21 protein-coding genes and 2 pseudogenes are annotated in these 22342 nt (G+C 42.8%); 15 read left to right on the forward strand and 8 right to left on the reverse strand.

Features of this window, described 5'->3' with window-relative positions; translation table 11 throughout:
• The 8 genes from C9991_RS15695 to C9991_RS15730 all read left to right on the forward strand — a co-directional run.
• A partial coding sequence (locus C9991_RS15695) for a GLUG motif-containing protein (protein WP_303645131.1) occupies window positions 1–667 on the forward strand: 667 nt, incomplete at its 5' end.
• Window positions 668–946: 279 nt separating this feature from the next.
• A complete protein-coding gene (locus C9991_RS15700; RefSeq protein ID WP_198643839.1) occupies window positions 947–1462 on the forward strand; it encodes a LytR/AlgR family response regulator transcription factor in 516 nt (171 codons plus the stop codon).
• Window positions 1463–1998: 536 nt separating this feature from the next.
• On the forward strand, window positions 1999–2853 hold the full coding sequence (locus C9991_RS15705; RefSeq protein WP_198643840.1) for a DUF6261 family protein: 855 nt from the start codon (window positions 1999–2001) through the stop codon (window positions 2851–2853).
• 72 nt (window positions 2854–2925) lie between these two features.
• Window positions 2926–3090 carry a hypothetical protein gene (locus tag C9991_RS15710; protein WP_157949511.1) on the forward strand — a complete coding sequence of 55 codons (165 nt, stop codon included), beginning with the start codon at window positions 2926–2928 and terminating at the stop codon, window positions 3088–3090.
• Window positions 3091–3381: 291 nt separating this feature from the next.
• The gene (locus C9991_RS15715; RefSeq protein WP_106813431.1) at window positions 3382–5682 is read left to right on the forward strand and encodes a hybrid sensor histidine kinase/response regulator; all 2301 of its coding nucleotides are present in this window, start codon (window positions 3382–3384) and stop codon (window positions 5680–5682) included.
• Window positions 5679–6995 carry a sigma-54-dependent transcriptional regulator gene (locus C9991_RS15720; protein WP_106813432.1) on the forward strand — a complete coding sequence of 439 codons (1317 nt, stop codon included), beginning with the start codon at window positions 5679–5681 and terminating at the stop codon, window positions 6993–6995. The genes C9991_RS15715 and C9991_RS15720 overlap by 4 nt, the downstream gene beginning before the upstream one ends.
• A 230-nt stretch (window positions 6996–7225) precedes the next feature.
• On the forward strand, window positions 7226–7855 hold the full coding sequence (locus C9991_RS15725; protein ID WP_106813433.1) for an RteC domain-containing protein: 630 nt from the start codon (window positions 7226–7228) through the stop codon (window positions 7853–7855).
• Window positions 7856–8034: 179 nt separating this feature from the next.
• Window positions 8035–8679: an NYN domain-containing protein gene (locus C9991_RS15730; protein ID WP_106813434.1), complete on the forward strand. Its 645-nt coding sequence runs from the start codon at window positions 8035–8037 to the stop codon at window positions 8677–8679.
• 100 nt (window positions 8680–8779) lie between these two features.
• Here the strand turns inward: C9991_RS15730 and mobC are convergent.
• The 3 genes and pseudogenes from mobC to mobA all read right to left on the reverse strand — a co-directional run bounded on the left by mobC (window position 8780) and on the right by mobA (window position 12530).
• Window positions 8780–10783 (reverse strand): annotated as a pseudogene (mobC, locus tag C9991_RS15735) (conjugal transfer protein MobC).
• An 89-nt stretch (window positions 10784–10872) separates the two neighbouring features.
• The gene (mobB, locus tag C9991_RS15740) at window positions 10873–12126 is read right to left on the reverse strand and encodes a conjugal transfer protein MobB (RefSeq protein ID WP_106813435.1); all 1254 of its coding nucleotides are present in this window, start codon (window positions 12124–12126) and stop codon (window positions 10873–10875) included.
• Window positions 12111–12530: a conjugal transfer protein MobA gene (mobA, locus tag C9991_RS15745; RefSeq protein WP_106813436.1), complete on the reverse strand. Its 420-nt coding sequence runs from the start codon at window positions 12528–12530 to the stop codon at window positions 12111–12113. The genes mobB and mobA overlap by 16 nt, the downstream gene beginning before the upstream one ends.
• Window positions 12531–13279: 749 nt before the next feature.
• Here mobA and C9991_RS15750 point away from each other — a divergent pair.
• The 7 genes and pseudogenes from C9991_RS15750 to C9991_RS15780 all read left to right on the forward strand — a co-directional run.
• Window positions 13280–14038 (forward strand): ParA family protein, encoded by a 759-nt coding sequence (locus C9991_RS15750; protein ID WP_106813437.1) that lies wholly within the window; start codon window positions 13280–13282, stop codon window positions 14036–14038.
• Window positions 14039–14042: 4 nt separating this feature from the next.
• A complete protein-coding gene (locus tag C9991_RS15755; protein WP_058320843.1) occupies window positions 14043–14489 on the forward strand; it encodes a DUF3408 domain-containing protein in 447 nt (148 codons plus the stop codon).
• 25 nt (window positions 14490–14514) lie between these two features.
• Window positions 14515–15159 (forward strand): hypothetical protein, encoded by a 645-nt coding sequence (locus C9991_RS15760; RefSeq protein WP_228112596.1) that lies wholly within the window; start codon window positions 14515–14517, stop codon window positions 15157–15159.
• Window positions 15160–15178: 19 nt separating this feature from the next.
• Entirely contained in the window at window positions 15179–15511 is a 333-nt protein-coding gene (locus C9991_RS15765) for a DUF3408 domain-containing protein (protein ID WP_106813439.1), read from the forward strand.
• 157 nt (window positions 15512–15668) lie between these two features.
• Window positions 15669–15974, forward strand: coding sequence for a DUF4134 domain-containing protein (locus C9991_RS15770; RefSeq protein WP_106813440.1), 306 nt, complete (start codon window positions 15669–15671; stop codon window positions 15972–15974).
• A gap of 20 nt (window positions 15975–15994) precedes the next feature.
• Window positions 15995–16321 (forward strand): DUF4133 domain-containing protein, encoded by a 327-nt coding sequence (locus tag C9991_RS15775; RefSeq protein WP_106813441.1) that lies wholly within the window; start codon window positions 15995–15997, stop codon window positions 16319–16321.
• Window positions 16318–17727 (forward strand): annotated as a pseudogene (locus C9991_RS15780) (TraG family conjugative transposon ATPase); the annotation flags it as partial. The gene C9991_RS15775 and the pseudogene C9991_RS15780, both read left to right, overlap by 4 nt.
• Window positions 17728–17741: 14 nt before the next feature.
• Here the strand turns inward: C9991_RS15780 and C9991_RS15785 are convergent.
• The 5 genes from C9991_RS15785 to C9991_RS15805 all read right to left on the reverse strand — a co-directional run bounded on the left by C9991_RS15785 (window position 17742) and on the right by C9991_RS15805 (window position 22263).
• Complete coding sequence (locus C9991_RS15785; RefSeq protein ID WP_106813443.1) at window positions 17742–18659, reverse strand: hypothetical protein; 918 nt, start codon at window positions 18657–18659, stop codon at window positions 17742–17744.
• A gap of 165 nt (window positions 18660–18824) precedes the next feature.
• On the reverse strand, window positions 18825–19697 hold the full coding sequence (locus C9991_RS15790; protein WP_106813444.1) for a DNA-methyltransferase: 873 nt from the start codon (window positions 19695–19697) through the stop codon (window positions 18825–18827).
• A 2-nt stretch (window positions 19698–19699) separates the two neighbouring features.
• Window positions 19700–20479, reverse strand: coding sequence for a type II restriction enzyme (locus C9991_RS15795; protein WP_106813445.1), 780 nt, complete (start codon window positions 20477–20479; stop codon window positions 19700–19702).
• A 1-nt stretch (window position 20480) separates the two neighbouring features.
• The gene (locus C9991_RS15800) at window positions 20481–21299 is read right to left on the reverse strand and encodes a type II restriction endonuclease (RefSeq protein WP_106813462.1); all 819 of its coding nucleotides are present in this window, start codon (window positions 21297–21299) and stop codon (window positions 20481–20483) included.
• Window positions 21292–22263, reverse strand: a complete 972-nt coding sequence (locus C9991_RS15805) for a DNA adenine methylase (RefSeq protein ID WP_106813446.1) — start codon at window positions 22261–22263, stop codon at window positions 21292–21294. The genes C9991_RS15800 and C9991_RS15805 overlap by 8 nt, the downstream gene beginning before the upstream one ends.
• Between the last annotated feature and the right edge of the window lie 79 nt (window positions 22264–22342).

Below are 22342 nucleotides of genomic sequence, written 5' to 3' on the forward strand. Positions count from 1 at the left end.
CAATAGAGCTGGTACGGTGAAGAACGTGGTGATGGAGGGCGTACAGATAACAAGCAATCAAATATATGGCGGCAGTATTGGCGGCGTGGCAGGATATAGCTGGGGCACCATTGAAAACTGTTCGGTGTCGGGCAGCGTCAGCGGCACGGTGTATGTCGGCGGTGTGGTGGGTGCTCAAATAGACGGTTCCATCACCGGATGCAGTTCCTCGGCCACAGTGAAGGGAATGGTCGATGTCGGCGGCGTGGCAGGTCAGACGAATTCGAATGCCACCCTGACCGCTTGCTATGCCACAGGCGACGTGATCATAGAAATGGACCCCAAAAAGAATATCGCTGGCGGCAGTCTGGTGGGAATGAACGCAGGAAGCAGCCTCCTTGCCTGCTATGCCACGGGCAACGTAACCAGTACGGGTAGTAGCACTGGCTATATGCATATCGGCGGCTTTTTGGGAAATAACTACACCACCGTGACCGCCTGCTACTGGAAGAACAATCATGAACAAGGCATCGGCTACAATAGGGAAAGCACCAAAGCCACGAAGGTGGACGGCTCTGTCGTTACCTGGCAGAAAGCCGTTGATGCCATGAACACCGCCTTGCAGAACGTAGGCTCAAAGTGGCGTTACGAACTTAACGGAGCATTGCCTACCTTGAGGAAGCAGTAAACCGTCGGGCGGAAAAGTTCCGCCCGCAACGAACATTAACCGAAGTTTTACTCCTAAGCTGGGCAGGAGTATAATGTGCTCAGTAACATATATTCACCCGCACTTCACGGGAAACGACAAGGGTCTATATGCCACGATGAGAGGTGGGCGTATAGACCCTTCATCGTGTCTTGATACCTGTTGGGTGGATAATATGGCAGTGTGGTGGTTTCGTGCTACCTGTTTTCATGGTTTGAAGTACCTTTGCGTCAATCGTGAGGTGCTCAAAACAAAATCGTTATGAAAACAGAAATGAAAGCATCAAACGAGTGTTTGTACCCTACCGATGTATTCTTGATTAGTTGCGGTATGGGATGCAAGCGAATCACCGTCACTGACATTGCTTATATTGAGGCAATGAAGGACAACTGTATTATCCACATGGTTGACGGCAAACGATACACTCAATCTTGTCCTATGGGTGACATTGAGCCAGAGTTGAACCCGAACATGTTCAAGCGCATTCACCGTTCTTTCATCGTCAACATTAGCTACATCGACATGTACTATTATGGGCATGTCGTTTTGGAGAATGGTATGGAAGTACACATCGGCGACAAGACTTGGAAGAAAGAGGAAGAACTGAAAGGTCTTAAAGCGGAACTGGCGGCGTTGGACAGGAAAATACAGCTTGAACTTGCACCGCCGACCGAGAAAGAATGCAAAGAAGAGGAAAAGAATACGGACAATGTAGAGGTTGTTGCTAATGCTGATATTCGCAATAAACATCAGCATTTTTCAAAGGTGAAAATCTGAAATTAGAAAATAGCGGCAATTAGCAATAGATAGCTTTATGTCGCTATTTTATCAAGAACAAAAAGGAAGTGTTGATTACAATCAATAGCCATTTTGGGGCTTGGTGGAGGTATTGATTAGAAAATATTTCTGCTTTCGATGTTCGTTGGAGGTGTAGATTGTAATCAACAGGCACTTTTAGGTTCGTTAAAGCCATTGATTGCAGTCAAGACCTATTTTTATGTGTCATTGGGGCTGCTGATTGCAATCAATGGTTACTTTTAAGAGCCGTTAGTAGTTTTGATTCAAGTTTCTTCTGTCCACAAAATATAAAAATCCCTGTTGATTACTATTCCTTGTTACTTATTGTACCAAAAATCCCCAAAAACGAGTAGCGAAATAGATTTCAACAGGCAAAAACCGTCTTTTTCTCGTAAGATTGCCAATTTTTCGCAATAAGGTTGCCGTTTTCTCGTTTATTTTTATATCTTAGCAATCGCAACTGGAGAAATCCAACGATGCACAAAACGATTTGTCAAATTTAAATCCTTAACATCATGAAAGAGATTTACGACATCAACATTCAGCGCATGAATAATGGTGCGCATTTCACGTTTGTAAGTAACATTCTTGCACGTGCCGAGGCTGACACAACAGTCAATGGCAAGGCCGCAGAACTCGTCAGTAATTTCAAGACTGCCGTCAGCGCAGAGGACGAAGCCTTGAAAATTTCACAGAAAAGTCTCTTGACTGATGATATTGCCAAGGCTGACATCGACCGTGACACCCTCTATGCTGGTTACAAGAAAGCCGTTGAAGCATTCCTTGCTATGCCTATCGCTGATATGGCACAGGCTGCAAAGGTTCTCGCACAGCACATCAAGGACTACAAGATTAACACCGCTGGCCAACTCGACAAGGAGACTGGTCTTTTGGTTAATTTCATTACAGACCTTGAAGACAAGTATTCCACACAAGTTGCAAAGTTAGGCTTGACCGCTTTTGTTACCAACTTGAAGGAAGCAAACGAGCGTGTAAGAACTCTTACCTTGCAGCGCACCAACGAGAAAATAGGTATAACTGTTGGAGCATTAAAAACTGCTCGTACAGCAAGTGATGACGCTTATCGTGCTTTGGCAAAAATGGTAAACGCCCTTGCACTCGTCTTTGGCGAAAAGGATTATACTTCGTTCATCGACTACGTGAACACCGAGATTACTCACTACAAGCGTGAGGTGCTTGGTCAGAAGGCTTCCGCACCTTCTACTTCGGGCAGCTCGGCTGTGGATTCGGGCAGCACACCAAGTGGTGGCGGTTCTTCATCTGGAACAGGCTCTTCTTCAAGTGGTGGCTCTACGTCTGGCGGAAGCTCATCTTCCGACGGAGATGGAGAAGTTATTGAATTGGAGTAAAGACGAAGTAAAAATTCCATGCCACTCTCTTCATTTTCAGAGTGGCATGGAATTTACATAAATGAAATAGATATGGAAAAAGAGGATATTATAAAAAACATCCTTTCTGTTTGCAATGATATGGGGGTATCTTTCCATAAGAAAGTAAAGACCGATAAATGGAAAGCTGATATAGTTGTGGATTACCGATACGTAGCAGGTATCGGTTTTCTCTTATATGGTTTATTAAGTTTGTAGAACATAATGTTATGCCTAATCCAAATGGCACATTGTGTAAAATTGGGGCTGATTTCACTTTAGGGAGTCAGCCCTTTTTGTTTTTGACAGTATTAAAAAATCAACACAAAGTTTATGCAAAAAAACAAGTAAAGAATTAGTCAGTCCTATTAGCCAAGTATCCATATAACATAAAAGTTGTTATAAATACTGCACAAATTCTTTATTGTGGTGTTCTGCGCCTTATCCTTGTCGGCTCAAACGTGTAAAACAGTATCAAAATGAATCAGTAATTTCAAAAATAGTAACAATATGGAACGCAAAGAACAGACCGGGCATATCTGTAGATGGATGGCTTTAGGCATCATGACTGCCATCGTCATCGTAGGATGTACCATTGTAATCGGCCTATTTGAATGGCGCGACAGAAAGGAGATTGAGTGTAGAAATGCAGAACTGCATCAGTGGCGAAAGAATGTGCATGACTTAAACTTGCACATAACGGAATTGTCACTGCTTGGTGAAATGGTTGCGGATTGGGACTCAACAGATGTAAATGAGTATCATTCGCTTCGATTGGAAGTGGACAGTATGCTTGAAGGCATCGCAGGTATTTGTCCGAAAGAAGATTCTGATACGATCTGCCGTCTTCTTGCAGAAAAGGAACAGCTCCTTCTGGATATAAAGGATGCTATGCAGGAACTGAATGACACTCAAGAAAAGCTGACCGCAGAAGTTCCAAGAATTGTAGAGCTGAATAAGAATGAAAGCAAAAGACTTTCAGCTATGCCACAGCAGGCAAAGCCAAAGAAGCGAGGTTTCTTCAGCAGATTGTTCGGCAAGAAAGAAAATGCAGTAACAACAGGCAACCGTTTAAACCAAACTGAAAAGATGCTCACCAACCTAAACCAAACGGTTGTTGCTAAACATCACCAGCAAAGCTGTAAGGTAGTGGAGATATTGGATAGTCTTGGAAACAGAAATGAAGGTATCAATAAGCAGTTGCAAAGAGTAATCAGCATAGCTGATGAGAATGTGGATAAAGGCATCAAAGTTCGTGAGCGACAAATCGCAGACTTGGAAGGCAATTATACCTATTATTATATAGGGATGATAGGATTGTTGATATTGGTATTTTTCGTATTATTCCTATTGGTGTGGCGATTCGCATTCAAGACACGTAAGAGCAAGGAAGAAACAAGAAAGGTGATGCTGACTGTAACGCATGAGATGCGCAGCCCCTTGTCTGCCATCAAGGATTATGCTCGCAAGATTAGTGGACTTGAAGATGCTACGGATGAAAACAAACGGTATGCCGACTTGATTGTTGACACATCGAAAGGCTTGACTTCTATGATAGACAGTTTCCTGGTTTATTCCAAGTTAGAGAACGGAAAGGCGACCGTCAAGGAACGCCCTTTCCGTATGATGGACATAGCCGAGCAATTAAAGATGGAATATGAGCCCTTTGCTGCGAAGAAGCAACTGGAATTGAGCGTCAGCAATAAGGCAGATGGTGTTGTCAATGGAGACAAGGAAAAGGTGCTTACAATAGGACGCAATTTGCTTTCCAATGCCATCAAATATACTGGAAAGGGTGAGATAGTATTGTCCACAACCTATAAGAATGGTGTGTTCATGCTAAAGGTTAAGGATACAGGAACAGGATTGGACGACAAGCAACAAAAACAAATCTTCAAGGAATTTGCAAGATTGGGAAATGCGGTCACCCAACCGGGATTTGGCTTGGGGCTTTCCATTGTCAAGAACCTCGTTTCACTGATGAAAGGAAAAATCGATGTGTCCAGTCACCAAGGGCTTGGAAGTATCTTTACCATTAGTCTTCCTATGGCTGCAGCCGAAAAGCAGAATGTGGAATCAACTCAGTATAGAACGAAACGACAAGATTCTTTTACTGTCATTGCCATTGATGATAGCCATGTGCAACTGAGTACCATCCGTGAGGCATTTGCATCGAACGGCATCGTATGTGACACTTGTAATAATGCCACGGATTTATTGGATATGATGCGCAAAAAATCTTATGATCTGCTGATAACGGATTTGAAGATGGCTGAAGTGAACGGTATCGAGATTCTGGAAATGATGCGTATGGTGAACGTGCGTAACTCCAAGACCATTCCTGTTGTCGTTATGACAGCAGCACCAAATGTGAGTGAGCAAGAACTGCTTGACGCAGGATTTGTCGCTTGTCTGTTCAAGCCGATGTCTGACAAGGATTTGATAAACACTGCCAGAAAGTGTGTGAATGGTAAGATAGCAGAAAAACAAATAGACTTTTCTATGTTGCTGACCTACGGCAATGAAAAAGAGACTTTGGAGAATTTCGTAAAGGAAATGACTGATACATTGGGCAGTATCCGTAATGCAGCCCAAGAGGAGAACCGCAAGAAAATGTCCGATGCCATTCACCACGCAAGAAGCTCGTGGATGATGGTACAGTCTGACGAGTCTTTGAACCATCTCTTTGACCTGATTGAAGATTCCACATCATCAGACGACGTTATCAACCAAGCGGTTGAGGATGTTTTCGCACATGGTAAGGCAATCATCAAAGCCGCACAAAAGAAAATTGAGGAGGTAACAGCATGAAGAAAGTAATAATCATTGAAGACAGCCCGACATTTTGCAATATGTTGGGCAAGAAGTTGGAAGCGAAGGGATGGAAAACAATCTTATGCTACAATTACAGAGATGGTCTGAAAGCTGTGATGGAATCCTCTGAATGGGATGTTGTCATTTCGGATATGCGCTTGGGGAATGATAACGGTATCGACCTGTTGGAATGGATGCGTAGTAACGGCTACCAGAATCCATTTATTATCATGACATCTTACGATGAAAGCATGAGTGCCGTGAGGACTATGAAATTGGGAGCGGAAGACTATATACCGAAGAAATTGTTGCTTGATGTAGTTTATGAACGTTTGGAAGAAATCATAGACAAGCAGAAACGACTCGTAGAGTTGAATAACAAGATTGTTTACCGCAAAAGTGAGAAGTTTCGCCGTATATACAAAATGGCAGAATTGTTTGCCAAAAGCGACATGGCTGTTATGATATTGGGAGACAACGGAACAGGCAAAGAACATATAGCGGAAAAGATACATCTGCAAAGCAAAAGAGCCGACAAGCCTTTTGAAGTAGTAGATTGCGGTACGCTTTCTGCGGAACTTGCCGTTTCCGCTCTCTTCGGGCATGAGAAAGGAGCATTCACAAGTGCGGAGGCAGCAAGAAAAGGTTACTTTGAATTGGCTGCTGGAGGTACGCTGTTCTTGGACGAGATAGGCAACCTGCCGAAAGACGTACAGGCGATGCTGCTGCGTGTGTTGCAATCCAAGAGCTACCGACCATTGGGAGCTACAAAAGACAAAGTGGCTGATGTGCGCATTATTGCCGCCACCAATGAAAACCTGCAAGAGGCAGTTCGGGAAGGACGATTCAGAAGCGACCTGTATTATCGAATTCACGAAGCGGTTATTGAGATTCCACGGTTGCGGGATTGCAAGGAAGATATTATGCCATTAGCTAACTTCTTTCTGAAACTATATGATAGGCATACGGACAAAGAAATAAAATGTATCAGTAAGGAAGCGCAAAGGGCACTTGTAAGCCATACATGGCCAGGTAATGTGCGTGAGTTGAAATCATGTATCATGCGAGCTATGCTGTTATGCGAGAATGAGATAATAGATGTCGAGGACTTGCAGTTGTCACAATCGGCATTGACAGAAGAGGCTTTGGACTTTGATGAACAAGAACGCAAGATCAATCGAGAGCGTATCTTGTGGGCTTTGAAGCAATGCAATGGCATCAAGCGTGATGCGGCAAAAATGTTGGAAATGAGCCATACTACATTCTATGCCCGTATGAAAGAGTATGGTATTTCTACGAACAAGTTGTAACGGTATAAGAACCGTGTAAGGAAGATTGGACGAGTGTCCAGTTTTCCTTACACTATTTCTGCTTGCAATTTCCTTGTGAAAATCTTATTCTCTTGATAAAGTTGCTGATTATCAGGAAATATCATCATCCAATTGTTTAGACTGTCTTGGAATGGCATAGGTATTGGACTAATAAATGATGTGCGCACAGAAACATCAAATTAGTACAAACCCATAAAAGAGACAGCAACATGGAATACAACATATTGTTAGAGACTGATTTTTTCAACTTGCTGAATGCAGGTCATAAGAACAAAGGTGGTAACGCTTTGGAGAACTCATATCGTGAGTTTATCAAGGTTGTGGTTGATTTATGCAGCACCAACGTGAAGCAAGCGGTCTTTGCACTCTCATACGCAGAGACCGAGCTTGACTTTCATCTGTCAATGCCCCATATAAAGGATTGTTTGGGAACCATAGGCTTGTATGTGCGCAAGGCTATTGCATTTGTCCGCAGAATGCAAGAGCATGTGGCAGCAACATATCATCTTCATGTGACCACATCCACTTCAGAAGCTTCCCCGCCAGTATCATCAGAATCAAAGCCATTAGTAAAATGGACTGGCAATGCCGTTGACCTTGTAGAAATGGTATATGGCATCTGCGTCATGGGAAGCGTGAATGATGGCGATGTGAAGTTCAAGGACTTGGCGCAAGCCATGTACCAGTTCTTTGGTATCAAAGCAAAGGACTGCTATCGTTTCTACACCGACATCAGAAGGCGCAAAAACCATAGCCGTACTTACTTCCTTGACAGAATGCAGGAGAAGTTGAACGACAAAATGCGAAAGGATGATGAATTGGAGAGAATGAGACGATAAAAGCTACTCAAAAGCAATAAAATCGAAGAAATCATCTTGCTTTTATGAAAAAGTTAGCAAAATATTTGGAGATATGAAATAAAAAACATATCTTTGCAGCACAATATCACCCTTAGGTGGAAAAAACTAAGGCTCGCCACTCCTTTTAAGGGGTGGCTTATTTTTTAATATACTAACGTATGGAACAACAGAAACAACGTGTAATTGTTTACATAGACGGCTTCAATTTCTATTTTGGCTTAAAGCACAATGCGAAATGGAAGAAATATTATTGGCTTGACATCGTAAAGTTGTTTGAGTCTTTTATGCGTCCGAACCAAGAATTGGTTGCGGTCAAATATTTTTCTGCCAAGCCTGACGATTTGGACCAAAGTTTAAGACAAAATGCTTTCTTTCAAGCTAACAAGGAAAATCCTAAATTCAAATTGATTTTGGGCAAATACTTGAAGAAAGAAATAACGTGTTTCAGATGTGGCAACGTCATTCATACGCATGAAGAGAAAGAAACCGATGTTAGAATTGCAACTCAAATAGTTGCTGATGCTTATCAAAATAATTGTGATTTGCAGATTGTGGTATCAGCAGATAGCGATATGATACCAGCAATCGAATTGGCAACAGAAGCAAAACATAAAGTTTTCATCTATTTTCCTCCACATCAGTATTCAAGCAATTTGGCAGCAATGGGAGCAGGAAAGCCTCTTCACATGAAACAGTATGAGACACGTTTCAAGCAATGCTTGTTGCCGGATGTTGTACATCTTGAAAAAGCGGACTTTGACTTGCATATTCCTGAAAAATGGAAAGGATTTCAGAATTTATAAACGATAACGAATAACAAGGTATCATACTTGGTATTATTTTAGGCAGTAACGAAACCAAAACGCTGGTACGTTACTGCCTAAATTCGTATTATGCCTATTGCTATTTCTGTATCAAGTGCTTCAAGTTCTCATCGTTGGCGATACGCCCCAGCTCATCCTTGACTATTTGCTTGACATCTTCCTTGATTTGGTTGTAGTTGTCCTGTATGGTCTGCTTCATGCAGTCATTGCCATTGGTATCCTTGAAGTCGTTGATGATAGGGATAGGCTGATAATGGCTTTCCTCTCGCTTTACTTTGTCGGTGTCAACGACAATCTCGGCATGGAAGATCTTCTGCTCTATGCGCTCGGTGAAGTTGTCGGAAACAGAGCCGACAAACATACCTTGGGTAAGACCGCTAATCTTGCTTGGCGGGATGAGACTGTCCATCTGGGTATTGATGGATGTAGAGACATCCTGACGGTTGATGGAAATGGACTGACGCTTTTGGAGAACTTTTCCAAAACGCTCGGATAAAGTCTTAGCGGTCTCGCCAACGACCTGACCGCTGAAGATGTTACCTACCGTATTGATAACCACCTTAGCCTCCTTGTCTCCATAATCACGGACCAATTGCGAGAAGTCCTGAAAGCCCAAGCAGACGGCAACCTTGTTGCTTCTTGCCGTAGCAATCAGGTTATCCAAGCCTTTGAAATAGATGGTCGGCAACTCGTCAATGATAACGGATGATTTGAGTTGTCCCTTCTTGTTGATGAGTTTCACGATGCGGCTATTGTACAAGCCGAGTGCTGCACCATAAATGTTCTGACGGTCGGGATTGTTGCCGACACATAGAATCTTCGGTTCTTCGGGATTGTTGATGTCAAGTGTAAACTCGCTTGCGGACATCACCCAATAGAGTTGTGGTGAGATCATTCGTGACAGCGGAATCTTTGCGCTTGCAATCTGACCCGCCAACTGCTCCATCGCCCCACCTTGCCAGGCATCCATGAACGGAGATAAATAATTTTCAAGTTCGGGATAGCTCGTCAGGATCGGAAACACATCCTCGTATCTGCGATTGAGCAGTTCGATGGCATGGGGAAAGGTGCAGTACTTTCCGTCCTTGTAGATTCTTAGGTACCAAATGATGGCTGCAAAGAGGATAATCGGACTCTCCACGAAGAAGTCGCCCTGCTTCTGAACCCACGTCTTGTTGAGGTTAAGCATGATGGTGTATGCACTCTCATAAGCATCAGAAATGTCACTCATGAAATCCGGGTGAATCGGATTGCAGCGGTGACTTCTGCGAGGATCATCGAAGTTGATAACGTAGAATTGAGGTTTGACCTTATATCCATTCTGATGGTTCATCATGTGGTTGTAGGCAATCGTAGAAAGGTCGGGAAACTTGAAATCATAGATGTACATCGAGTAACCCTTCTCTATCTGCTGTTTGATGTAGTTGTTCACTACAGCAAAAGACTTACCGCTACCTGGTGTACCTAACACGATGGTAGCTCGGAACGGATTGACCACGTTGATCCATCCTCTCTGCCATTTCTTCTTGTAGTAGAAGCGTGTTGGCAGATTGACGGAATACTCATTCTCCATGAGTTTGGTCTCCTGCATGAAACTCTCGTTCTCATTATTGAACACATCCTCCATGAGGTTGTGTTTCAAGAGTCTGCTCATCCAGAGTCCTCCCATCAACAGGCAGATATAACCCGCTGTCATTGTAAATATGTACAGCGTGGCATTGCCCAAATAAGATATAGGCAACAATAATATCTACCAGTTGAGGAAGAACAAGAAGAAGCCAACAGCAAGAACCGTCCAAATCCTGTTCCAACTCATCTTTTCCGCTTTCACGCCCTTGGTTCCCAGACATGAGAGTGCCAGGAGCAGAAGCGAAAACAGCTTGGTATAGAGAATGGAATGAAACAAGCCACCTGTACGGTTGAAGTTGATTAGGATTCTGTCAACAACCCCGATTGTCACTCCCCACATGCGCATTGCCTCATAGCAATACCAATACACATTCATAATAGCGAGAATTATACTCACGGCACGGAGAAAATCCATGATTTTTCCCAATGCTCTCAAATCGTCTTCTTGTGCCATTGTTTTTTCTGTTTTGAAGTTATACAAATTGTTTTTGATTGAAGGCTGACTTTCTCCATTGCATAAGAAAGTCAACCTTGATAACACGATTAAAGACTTCGCCCTTTTCGTTTCTTCTTCTTTCTGCGCAACTCCCTGTCAAATGCAGCTTCCTGTGCTTCATTTGAAGGACCGCCACCAGCCATAAGTCCAAGACCGCTGCCGTATTCATCGAACAAGCCGGAATCGTGACGCTCTTGTTCTGAGATTGCACCATCTTCCTTTGGAATGGTAAGTGGTATCGGCTGCTCATTCTCGTAAGGTAAGGTGAAGTGCTCCTGCAAGGCATTGGCAGAAAGATTCGTTCCAAGCCTTGAACCATTGAACACGCTTTGGGTGCGGTGGTCAATGAATGTTGCTCCGTAGATACGGCCGTCAGCTGTATGTCGGAAAACAACATCAATACCCTTTGCTTTCAGCAGTTCAACGAACTTATCCTTATGGTACGTCTGTTTCAACACTGCTTCTACGCTATGTTTGGTCATCTCGGAGAGTTTCTTGTCCTCCTTGAACTTCTTGGCAGAATAAGCGAACCGCTTTTCTATTGCCTCCACACCGACAGATTTGTCAATCTTGGAAGCCTTGAAAGGATTTCCAACCTTATTGCCCTGTCCGTCCGTGGCAGAATAGACAAAACCATGATACTCACGACCGCCAACTTCGCCTCTGACTTCCTCCAAGGATATATTATATAAGGAGAGAAGTGCACGGTACTCGCCCAAGGACTGGAACCTGTAGGTAGTGCAGAGTGATTTTACAGTATTGGCAACCTGCTTCTTCACATTGCCTTGGCTTACATCCACCTTGCGGAGTGGATTGTCTGCCTGGCGTTGCTTGCGGTCTGCCTTGTGGAGATTGTACTTCTCCTCCAAGTCACGGGTGATAGCCTTGCTCCTATGGTAGTTGTATCGGCTATCCAAACACTTGCCGTTTTCATCCACTCGGATGGTCACGATGTGCATGTGATGACGGTCAATGTCCTCATGCTTGTAAACCATGTATGGCTGGTTGCCATATCCCATGCGCTCCAAGTATTCCCGTGCGATGTTCTCCATATCCATATCCGTCAGCACATCATCAGGATGCGGATTCAGGGAGATATGCACGACAGGCTTCTCTGTTCTGATGTGCGGAGAAAGGTATCGCTGAAAATCACGCAAGGCGTTGGTGATACTCGTCTTTCCCGAACAATCATCGAAGATCTTGTTCGTTGCCAAGAGCTTTCCCTCTTCCTTGTTAATCTTCTCACCATTGTATGCCAGTGCGCCATACAATGAACTTCCGAAACTTATCTTTGCGACCATCTTTCCTCAAACTTACGGGTTAGTTCAACAATCTCACGGGTAAGAGAGACCAGTTCCCTGGTGCAGTTCTCCAGCTTATAGAGCAAAGCCATCGCCTTTTTCTCTGAGAAATGACAACGGAGTTCCTTGACAACCTGGTTGTAGTTGTTGCCAATCATTCGGTACTGCGAGTGAAAAGAGGAAAGCTTGGTGTAGTATTCCATCAGTGTCTTGTCCTCGCGCAGCACCTTGAACGGCTCGCCGAAGATGCGTGCCTTGGCAAAGACAGCCTTTGCCTTTACATCAGTCTGCTCATACATGACGAGGAATTTCATCCATTCGTCATCGTCGAACCGAAGCATCACATGGTGCGACTTCGGGTTCAGCTTGGGGATTCGTCCCCCTCGTTTTCTTTCTGTGTTCATATAAAATGGATTAAGTGGTATATGCGGCAATAATGGAATTGCGCAAACTATCGTCAGATTGGAACATGGGGAGCCCGACTTCGGAGAGGCTACCAACCCGGCAGGGCAAGGTCTTTGGAGAGTAACTCCAAAGGTTTTGAGTAACTCAAAACATACCTTGCTATGTCTTTGAGGACATAAAAATCCGCTTAGGGTGGATTGGAGTTAGCCTTGGTAAGAAGCCGTCCCCATCCCGAATGGAAGCTGTTCGGGAAATCCAGTCCTTTGCGGAGCATCAAGCCTTAGTTCATCTCGGAACGATATGGATGCGCTATCCATCGCTTTGCCTTTCGGGTGCAAAATTACGGCTAAAAAAGCGCCCTTGGAACAGATGTACCCCAGACAACCACTGCAACTATCGGCAACATGCTGCCACAGGATTTGAAAACCATTGTTTTTCGGATTTTTCGTTGTTACTTTGCAGCCGTAAACATCGAACTAATGATTTGAAAATATGGTGAAACAAGCATTTGTAGAAGTGAATAAATCTGTCATTATTGCAGTATCGCCTTGCATCAATGATGCGCTACTGACGTACAGACTTACTGATTCACTGTCGTACTGTCGTATGGAAATGATAAAGCATTGCAATGGTTCAAGGTCTCCATAATGAAACAATGAATTATAGACATGGACTCTTATGTGTCCACATCGTTAAATTGGCAGAATATTATAGAAGTGAGTTATCAACAATTTAAAAAGTTAAAGATATGAGTAAAACAAGATTTGTTGCATTCGCGACACAGAAAGGTGGAATAGGAAAGTCCACCATCACGGCTCTTGTAGCCAACTACTTTCACAATGTCAAGGGCTACAATGTGGCGGTCATAGATTGTGACGAAACACAATACAACCTTGCAGACCTGCGAGACGAGGAACTGGAACTCATCAAAAGCAGCGACTATTTCAAGGCGCAAGCCTGTGAGCATTTCAAAAAGCTGGGCAAGAAGTCCTTCAGCGTAACGAGAAGCAATGCAGTCAATGCGCTTGACGACGCAGAGACAGTGTTGAATGAAACAGAGGTTAAACTTGACTTCATCTTCTTTGACATGCCTGGGACTATCAAAAGTGAGGGCGTCATGAAGACCTTGTCTCAGATGGATTACATCTTTGTACCCGTCAGCGCAGACCGCTTTGTTGTAGAAAGCGCAATGAGCTTCATGCAGTTGTTCCACGACAACTTTTTGACACAGGGTTGGTCGGTCACCAAGAAACTTGCTTTCTTTTGGACAATGGTTGACAAACGAGAACGAACGAGTTTGTATGATGTATATGAAGGTATGTTCAAGTCTCTCGACTATTCGGTTCTCAACACACGACTGCCAGACAGCAAACGTTTCAGAAGAGAGCTGTCGGAGAACAGAAAGGCAGTGTTCCGTTCCACCATCTTTCCATCAGACCCAAACCTGTTGCGAGGGAGTGGCATCAAGGAGTTGTCCGACGAGATTTGTGAAATCATAAAGACATGAGCCTATGGTAAGCAGAAAAATCAACACTGACGCAATAGATGAAAATCTGCTCATTGCCTCTATTGGCAAGAGCAAGATTGGCACGACAACGGCATCCATTCTTGACGGAGCTTCCCAAAACCCAGTGAAGGATACCGAAGAGAAAGAAGAGGGTGAAAAGAAAAATCCACGTTCACAGATGGATAAGCCTGCAGCCCCACGCAAGCCATCCAAGGTTTCTTCTGAAAGTTATGATGCTGCATTTCTCAAACGAAACGAGATAAAGACTCGTCAATGCGTTTATATCAGTCGTGAGATACACAAGAGAATTTCGAGGATTGTCAGTGTGCTCGCAAAGCATGAGTTGACAGTTGGTGGTTATATCGACCTTATTCTTGAGAGACATCTTGAAGAGAACCAGGAAGAAATCAACGGCTTGCTGAGAAAAGAGATAGATGACTGGAATGTATGACAAATAAAAAGGAATAAGCATGACAATGGAAAGTATATTCATGATAGTTTTGGTTGCATTCAATGTCTGGACTATCTATTTTTACAACAAGTTGCTCCTTGAAGTTGCGAACAATAAGGAAGAAGAGGAAAAGCCACCCATCGACCCGATGGCACTTGTAGGCAAAAGCCTTTTCAAAGTGTCCCAACTGCGAAAGAAAGAAGAAACGGTACAGAAGCAAACTGAGTCAGAGCCTGTGTCTGAGAATGACGTGACATTCGAGGATCCACCAAAGAACACGGCAAGGATTCCTGATGAACTACTGGATGATGTGTTTACAAATGTCCGCATAGAAGATGTCGGTGTGAAGTATTCAGACGATGAGGACGATGCCGATGTACCGCAAGCAAAAGGAACAAGTTTTGAGGACATAGATACAGCCGTGAAGACGGTCAAGGCTTCAAAAGCTACGGACAAGGAGAAACGACATGCAGGAAAGGTCTTCCACGAGATGGATGGTAACCAATTCTATGAGAAATTCATGGAGAACAGCAAGGAGTGCAAGAAAAACATTCATGATTTTGTCACCTTCTACCTGCAAACTCACAAGATAGAAGAAACGTCCAAGCCAAAGAAGGAGTTTAAAGTGCCAGACAGCATAGAGGACTTCAATATCCTCGATTTTGTATAACAATAAAATTTAGAGAACAATGGAAAGAAACAGAAAAAGAAAGAATGGTGCGACAAAGGAATACATCAGTATTCAGTCCACTGTAAATGTAACAGTGTCATCCCAAGCAGAAAAAAGAGTTGGGTATATAGACAAGTTTATGTCCAAAGCCGACTTTACTGCAAGAAACGGTAAGCAAGTCTGCATCAAAGAAGAGACACACGAGAGAATTATGAAGTTTGTGAATGTGGTTGGTAAAGGACAGGCTACTGTAGCAAGTTTCATAGACAACATCATCAACGAGCATTTTGCTATCCATGCTGCCGAAATCAAGGCTGCATTTGATGAGGGACTCAAGGCATATCGCCTCTAACAATAATTTTAAAGTACACCAATGAAAAAGAAAGACTACGGCTAAAATCTCAGCTCGCCACTGAATCCACAAGTCGGCATCATGCCGCATGAGTAAACAAAAGTATCAACCGCCAGCCGGGACCATCCAATCCCCAAGGCACAGAAAAAAACGATTTATGAACAAGAAAAACAGAATCATTCTTCTTGCTGCGATGATTGTCGCAGCCGTATCACAGACATTTGCGCAAGGCAACGGACTTGCAGGTATCAACGAGGCAACAAGTATGGTGACCTCCTATTTCGATCCAGGAACGAAACTCATCTACACCATCGGTGCCGTGGTAGGTCTCATCGGAGGCATCAAGGTGTATGGCAAGTTCTCGTCGGGCGACCCGGACACGAGCAAGACTGCCGCAAGCTGGTTCGGAGCCTGCATCTTCCTCATCGTGAGCGCAACCATCCTCCGCTCATTCTTCCTATAATATAATAAGGTATAAGACTTATGGCTGACTACCCAATCAACAAGGGCATCGGTCATTCGGTTGAGTTCAAGGGACTGAAGGCACAGTACCTCTTCATCTTCGCAGGTGGACTGTTTGCCGTCTTCTTCCTTGTGGTCGTCCTCTATATGGCAGGTGCGGACCAACTGGTCTGCATCGGCTTGGGTCTCACGCTCGGATCATTGCTTGTATGGGGAACATTCCACCTGAACAACAAGTACGGAGAGCATGGACTGATGAAGCTCCTTGCCGCCAAGAGCCATCCACGCTATATCCTCAACCGAAGGAAAACAAACCGAATGTTCAAACATAAAAAGAAAGAAGAATGAGAAATATCAGAAAATCAAGCACCCTTGAGAGCAAGTTTCCGCTGCTTGCCGTGGAGCAAGGCTGCATCATCTCCAAGGATGGCGACATCACGGTCGCCTACGAGGTGACACTCCCCGAAATCTTCACGGTTACATCGCAGGAGTATGAGTCGGTACATGCCGTATGGTGCAAGGCTATCAAGGTGCTGCCCGACTACAGCATTGTCCACAAGCAGGACTGGTTCGTGAAAGAGAACTATGCGCCGGACTTGCAGAATAGCGACATGAGCTTTCTGTCAAGAAGCTATGAGCGACACTTCAATGAGCGTCCTTACCTGCATCACCAGTGTTACCTGTTCCTCACCAAGACCTCCAAGGAGCGCATGGCACACCAGAGCAATTTTTCCACCTTGTGCCGTGGGCATATCATCCCCAAGGGAATCAAGGACAAGGAAACGGTCGCAAGATTCCTCGATGCCGTGGAGCAGTTCGCAAGAATCATCAACGACTCCGGCTATATCTCCTTACGCAGACTGACGGATGATGAAATCACAGGCACGGAACGAACAACTGGACTTGTAGGCAAGTACCTCTCGCTCTCCACGGAGAACGTGCAATGTTTGGAGGATATGGAATTGTCTGCAAGTGGTATGCGTATCGGAAACAAACACCTATGCCTTCATACCTTGTCGCAAACGGAAGACCTGCCAACGGAAGTATCTACGGACAACCGCTTTGAGCGATTGTCCACTGACCGAAGTGACTGCCGACTTTCCTTTGCCGCCCCAGTTGGCTTGCTGTTGTCCTGCAACCATATCTATAACCAGTATGTCTTCATCGACAACAGTGACGAGACCTTGCAGAAGTTCGAGAAGACCGCACGCAACATGCACTCGCTGTCAAGGTACAGCCGACAGAACGCCATCAACAAGGAATGGATTGACGAGTATCTGAACGAGGCTCACTCACAAGGCTTGCAGTCTGTCCGTGCCCATTTCAATGTCCTGGCATGGGGCGAGGATATGGAAGAGTTGAAGCATCTTCGCAATGATGTGGGCAGTCAGTTGGCAAGTATGGAATGTGTACCACGGCACAATACGGTGGATTGTCCGACACTTTTCTGGGCAGCGATACCCGGCAACGAGGGTGATTTTCCGTCAGAGGAGAGTTTCCATACATTCATCGAGCAGTCGGTATGTCTCTTCACGGAGGAAACCAACTATATGGATTCTCCCTCACCGTTCGGAATCAAGATGGCAGACCGCATCAGTGGCAAGCCGCTGCACATTGACATCTCCGACCTGCCGATGAGGAAAGGCGTGACAACTAACCGCAACAAGTTCGTGCTCGGACCATCGGGAAGTGGAAAGTCGTTCTTCATGAACCACCTCGTCAGACAGTATTACGAGCAAGGCACGCATGTGATGCCTTACATCGAGGACTATTGATTTTCAAAATTATCGAGAAAATTTTTATATTCATCATGGAAACATGAGCCTAAAATAACAATACCCCTAAATATTATAGATAAATGGTTATTCATCTTTTTTAAGTCATTATTCATCGCACAATACAAAGCTTCTGCATATCTCTGCAAGCCTAAATATGACGGATGAGCACTAACAGACAATATTGTGTAAAGGTCGTGTACCTCTATTTCCTTAGCTGAGAGACCAGGATTAGTATCAAGAGCCTTACGAATAATTAAGGCTCTCCGCTCTGTATCCTTATCTGAGAAATAGGAGTTAGTAGCCTCTGTAATTGTCAATTTATGAATAGAACTCAGTTCTCCTGTTGATAATTTAATTATGTAAGGAGTATTGGTAAACTTATATGATTCTTTGTTGAAGCTTTTTATTAACTTTTTGCCTTCATCATCAAACTTATAATTGGATATAATTTTTAAGATTTTATTCTTTGTATTTCTATAATCTTCAACATATTTGATAGTCTTCTTTTGTATTTCCTCAGGAATATTATCTTGCGTATTAATATAATTCTGCAATCCTGCAATTTTCCAAAGTAAAATCGACATAGTTTTCTCGTCTGTATTATTAGGCAAGACAAAACCATAGTGAAAATATATCAAAGTTTCCAATAAGCTACGATACAATGTATATAATGAATTTATATCCACAATCTTACCCATCAAATTTGATGAGGATAAAACAGAATAATATAGATTCGTGCTTGATTCTATCTTCTGCATGAATGAAAGACTTAGCATATCAGCCATGCGAACAAAATCATCACAACTTGCTTTATATGCAGCATTGGCATTTTCTCTCATTTTTAATAGGTATGGACTAATCTCTTTTATAACTTTTAAATTCGCGTTTATATCAATCAAATTATTCATTGTGTATGTTATTACTTAAAATCTATGTAAAGAATAAGGGAGCATAAATGTTCTGCGCCCTTATTTCTGTCATTAAAGTTTATACTCCGTTATAGTTATCCCATCTCCATTTCAAGAACTCACGGTTGATATTGTCTGGGATGAATATTTTGACGGAATGGATTGTTAAAATGGGACTAGAATGTTACCACCAATATCTTCGTTCACCATAGAGCAATCTTGCAATTTATGTAAATCTTCAATATGACTTAGAAGATTATCATAGTTTTCAAGATTCTCTAAATCTTCACGTCTTGCTTTGCTAAGTTTACAAAAAAACTCTTCTTGTTCTATTCCTGCAAATCTACGTCCACAAAGATTAGCCGCAATGCCAGTTGTGGAACTGCCACAAAAAGGGTCAAGAATCCAATCGCCTTGATTGGTTGAAGCAAGAATCAGTCGGACGAGCAAGCGCAAAGGCTTTTGAGTCGGATGTTTGCCACAAGTCTTTTCCCAACGACCGATAGCTGGCATTCGCCATACATCAGTCATTTGCTTACCGTCATTCAGTTCTTTCATCAAGTCATAATTGAACTTGTGTGGAACTTTTTGCATCTTTCTTGCCCAAATAACAAACTCAGTAGAGTATTTGAAATATCGGCAGGAGATGTTTACAGGAGGATTCGTTTTCTCCCATGTGATTACATTCAGAATCTTATATCCAAGTTCAGTTAAACAGTTTGCCACGGAAAAGATGTTGTGATAAGTGCCACTTATCCATATAGTACCATTGTCCTTCAACTTGTCACGGCACAAACGCAACCATTCCCTGTTGAATGCCATGATGTCATCTTGCGACTTACCTTTATCCCACTCACCTTTATCCACACACACGACCTTACCGCTCTGCAACGATATTCCACCGTTGGAGAGAAAATAAGGAGGGTCGGCAAATATCATGTCGAACTTGAAATCAAACTCTTTGAGAAGTTTGAAGCAATCGCCGTTGGCTATGAGAAAATCATTTCTCTGTGATTTATAATACGCTTGTAATGACATTCTTATATGATTCTAAAGCGTCCGGATTTCATCAATTTGATACTATTGTAATTATTGCTGTCTGTAAAGGCATATTGCCAAATATAAAATATGTTCTCACCATCAATAACTCTTTTTTCAAAGAAGACAGGCAAAACTTCCTTTGTGGTATTAATCTGCCATTGCCTATATGGATAATACAGTTGACGAATTATCGTATTGGAAGCTGAGGTGTTTTTGGCTTCTATGAGAACAATGGATGCTTTCCCTTCATATCCAGCATCAACTTCTGTTTGTACGCTTTCAACTTCCAGCCTATAGTTACCAATGTTAAACTTAAAACTTGGAGTATATTTTCTCCCACGAATAGTCAACACTAACGAAGGGTCATTCATAAATGTTCTAATCAAGGAATTTGCGTAAGCAAAGTCCAAATACTGCATTTCAGAATCGCCAATTCGTGAGCTTTCTAATTCAAAGTCCAACTTTCTTTCGTAGTTTTGAATATCAGATGTTATGTCTGGAATGTCCACATACCCTTCACCTTTTAAGATATAGTAGAATTTATTCTTTTGAGGCAGAATGAACAAACCGTTTTCTATAAAGATATAAGGTCTGTCCTCCCTTGTATCTTGTTTGCAAAGAAGACGAGGCTCTTTTTGTGAAGTCTTGTCAAATGCTTTGCATGCCCTTTTTATTTGTTCTGAACTCAGAATAAAAGGATTTGCTTCGAAGTCATGACTAAGGATGTCATATTGCTCGAAGATTTTATTCCATGCAACATCTTTAGGTGTTAGTTCCATTTTATATCGATTTTATAAATTCTTGAATTGATGTTAGATTGTACACACTTGGTATGATACCATACGCCTCTTGCAATTTATTCTTTGCAGACTTCCAACCTATGCCATCTGTAATCCAAACAAACTCAAAACCCTCAACGGAGTTTATTTTCGGTGCAATATCAGAGTATGAGCGTGCAACCTCATTCAGTTTTGATCCACCGCCACTATAAAAGTTTACTTCAATCAGATAAACTTTTGATGAGGTCTCAATAACGAAATCAAAACGCTTTTCATCATCTCCTAAAACTTCTGTAATTGCAGACCATTCTCTCGAATAAACTTCTTGTCTGAATTGAACACCTGCATTGGTAAGAATGTTGGCAACCGTATTCTCCATAACGTGTCCGCTTCTGTTCTTTCTTGCATTCGTGTCCAATCCCGTTTCTATGCCAAAGACATAGTCCACAAGATTTTTCACTTTCTGACTTTGAAGAACCTCTCCAAGTCCTGTTTCAGTCAAAAATGTCATTACAGAATCTACAGAGGTAAACATACTTTCCAAAGGAACGCAGTTTCCAACAGAATCAAGTATCTTTTTCTTGTCACGAGTACGGACTGCCACCAATATGTCCATAACGGAAAAGGCATTCTTATCCCTATTCCATATTGTTTCAACACTTTTGTGTAAGTCTGATGTCCCAATGAGACTGTTAAGCATACACAGGCTCAACTTTATATCCTCCACGTTTTGTGAGATTTTTTCAAAGTCACAGAAGAAGTCTAATGTTTGGTTTGTCTCTTTGAGTTGAGACATGAATTTATCGAAATCTTTAAGCATAAGCTTTCTGTCTTGTAGCCACATGTTGTGGCTTGGGTTTGCTAATATTGTTCATTTGCCAGTCTTTGGTGTTGAGGTAATTATGAACCAACAGTTCTGAAATTTTTCCTCGTTTTGCTCCGTTTGCATTCACATTACGAGAAGCCATAACTCTATCAATATAGTAATCAGCATATAAGACATCGAAGAAATTATCTGCTTCGTTCTTTCCTTTGCAATCAGAATTACTCAACATAAAGCTATGTCCATCAGCAACTACTTTGTCGCAGAACTCTTTCAATCTGACTTGTGAATCATCGTTGAACGCTTCTTTTGTATAGTCATTAAAACTTGATGTGTCACTAAGTGGACGATACGGAGGATCAAAATAGAACAATGTTTTGCCCTGCGCGTAAAGCAAAGTATTCTCAAAATCACCTTCCAAGATTTCCACTCGCTTCAGTAACTCACTATCTGTTCTAAGTGTATCTTCATCACAAATCTGTGGCTGCATATACTTTCCGCAAGGAACATTGAACAAGCCTTTTTTGTTTACACGATACAATCCATTGAAGCAGGTGCGGTTTAGGAAGAAAAACTTTGCCGTATTCTCTATCGGGTCAAGATTCTTCTCATTGTAGCGTTGGCGTACAGCCATGAACATCTCACGCTTGGCATCCATATCTTGTAAGTCATAATATTGCGCTTGGATGTCCTGCAACGCAGGAATCAACTCTTCCACATTGTCACGCACTGTCTTGTAACAGGTAATCAAGTCGCTGTTGATGTCGTTGATTACGGCATGTTTGATATTTGGATGCTGTTGCAGCATGTAGAACAACATAGCACCACCGCCAACGAATGGTTCTATATATGTCGCATCATCCCAATTATCAAAGTCAGCTGGGAGCTTTGCTTCCAGTTGTTCAATGAGTTGTCCTTTTCCACCAACCCATTTGATGAATGGTTTTGCTTTTGAATTCATTATTAATTGTTGTTTCTTTCCTTTTTATGTTTTTATCGCATTCAATGCTGCTCCCAACTTACAGAGAGCAGCATTGAAT

It is taken from the genome of Prevotella merdae (assembly GCF_900290275.1).
Classification (GTDB): domain Bacteria; phylum Bacteroidota; class Bacteroidia; order Bacteroidales; family Bacteroidaceae; genus Prevotella; species Prevotella merdae.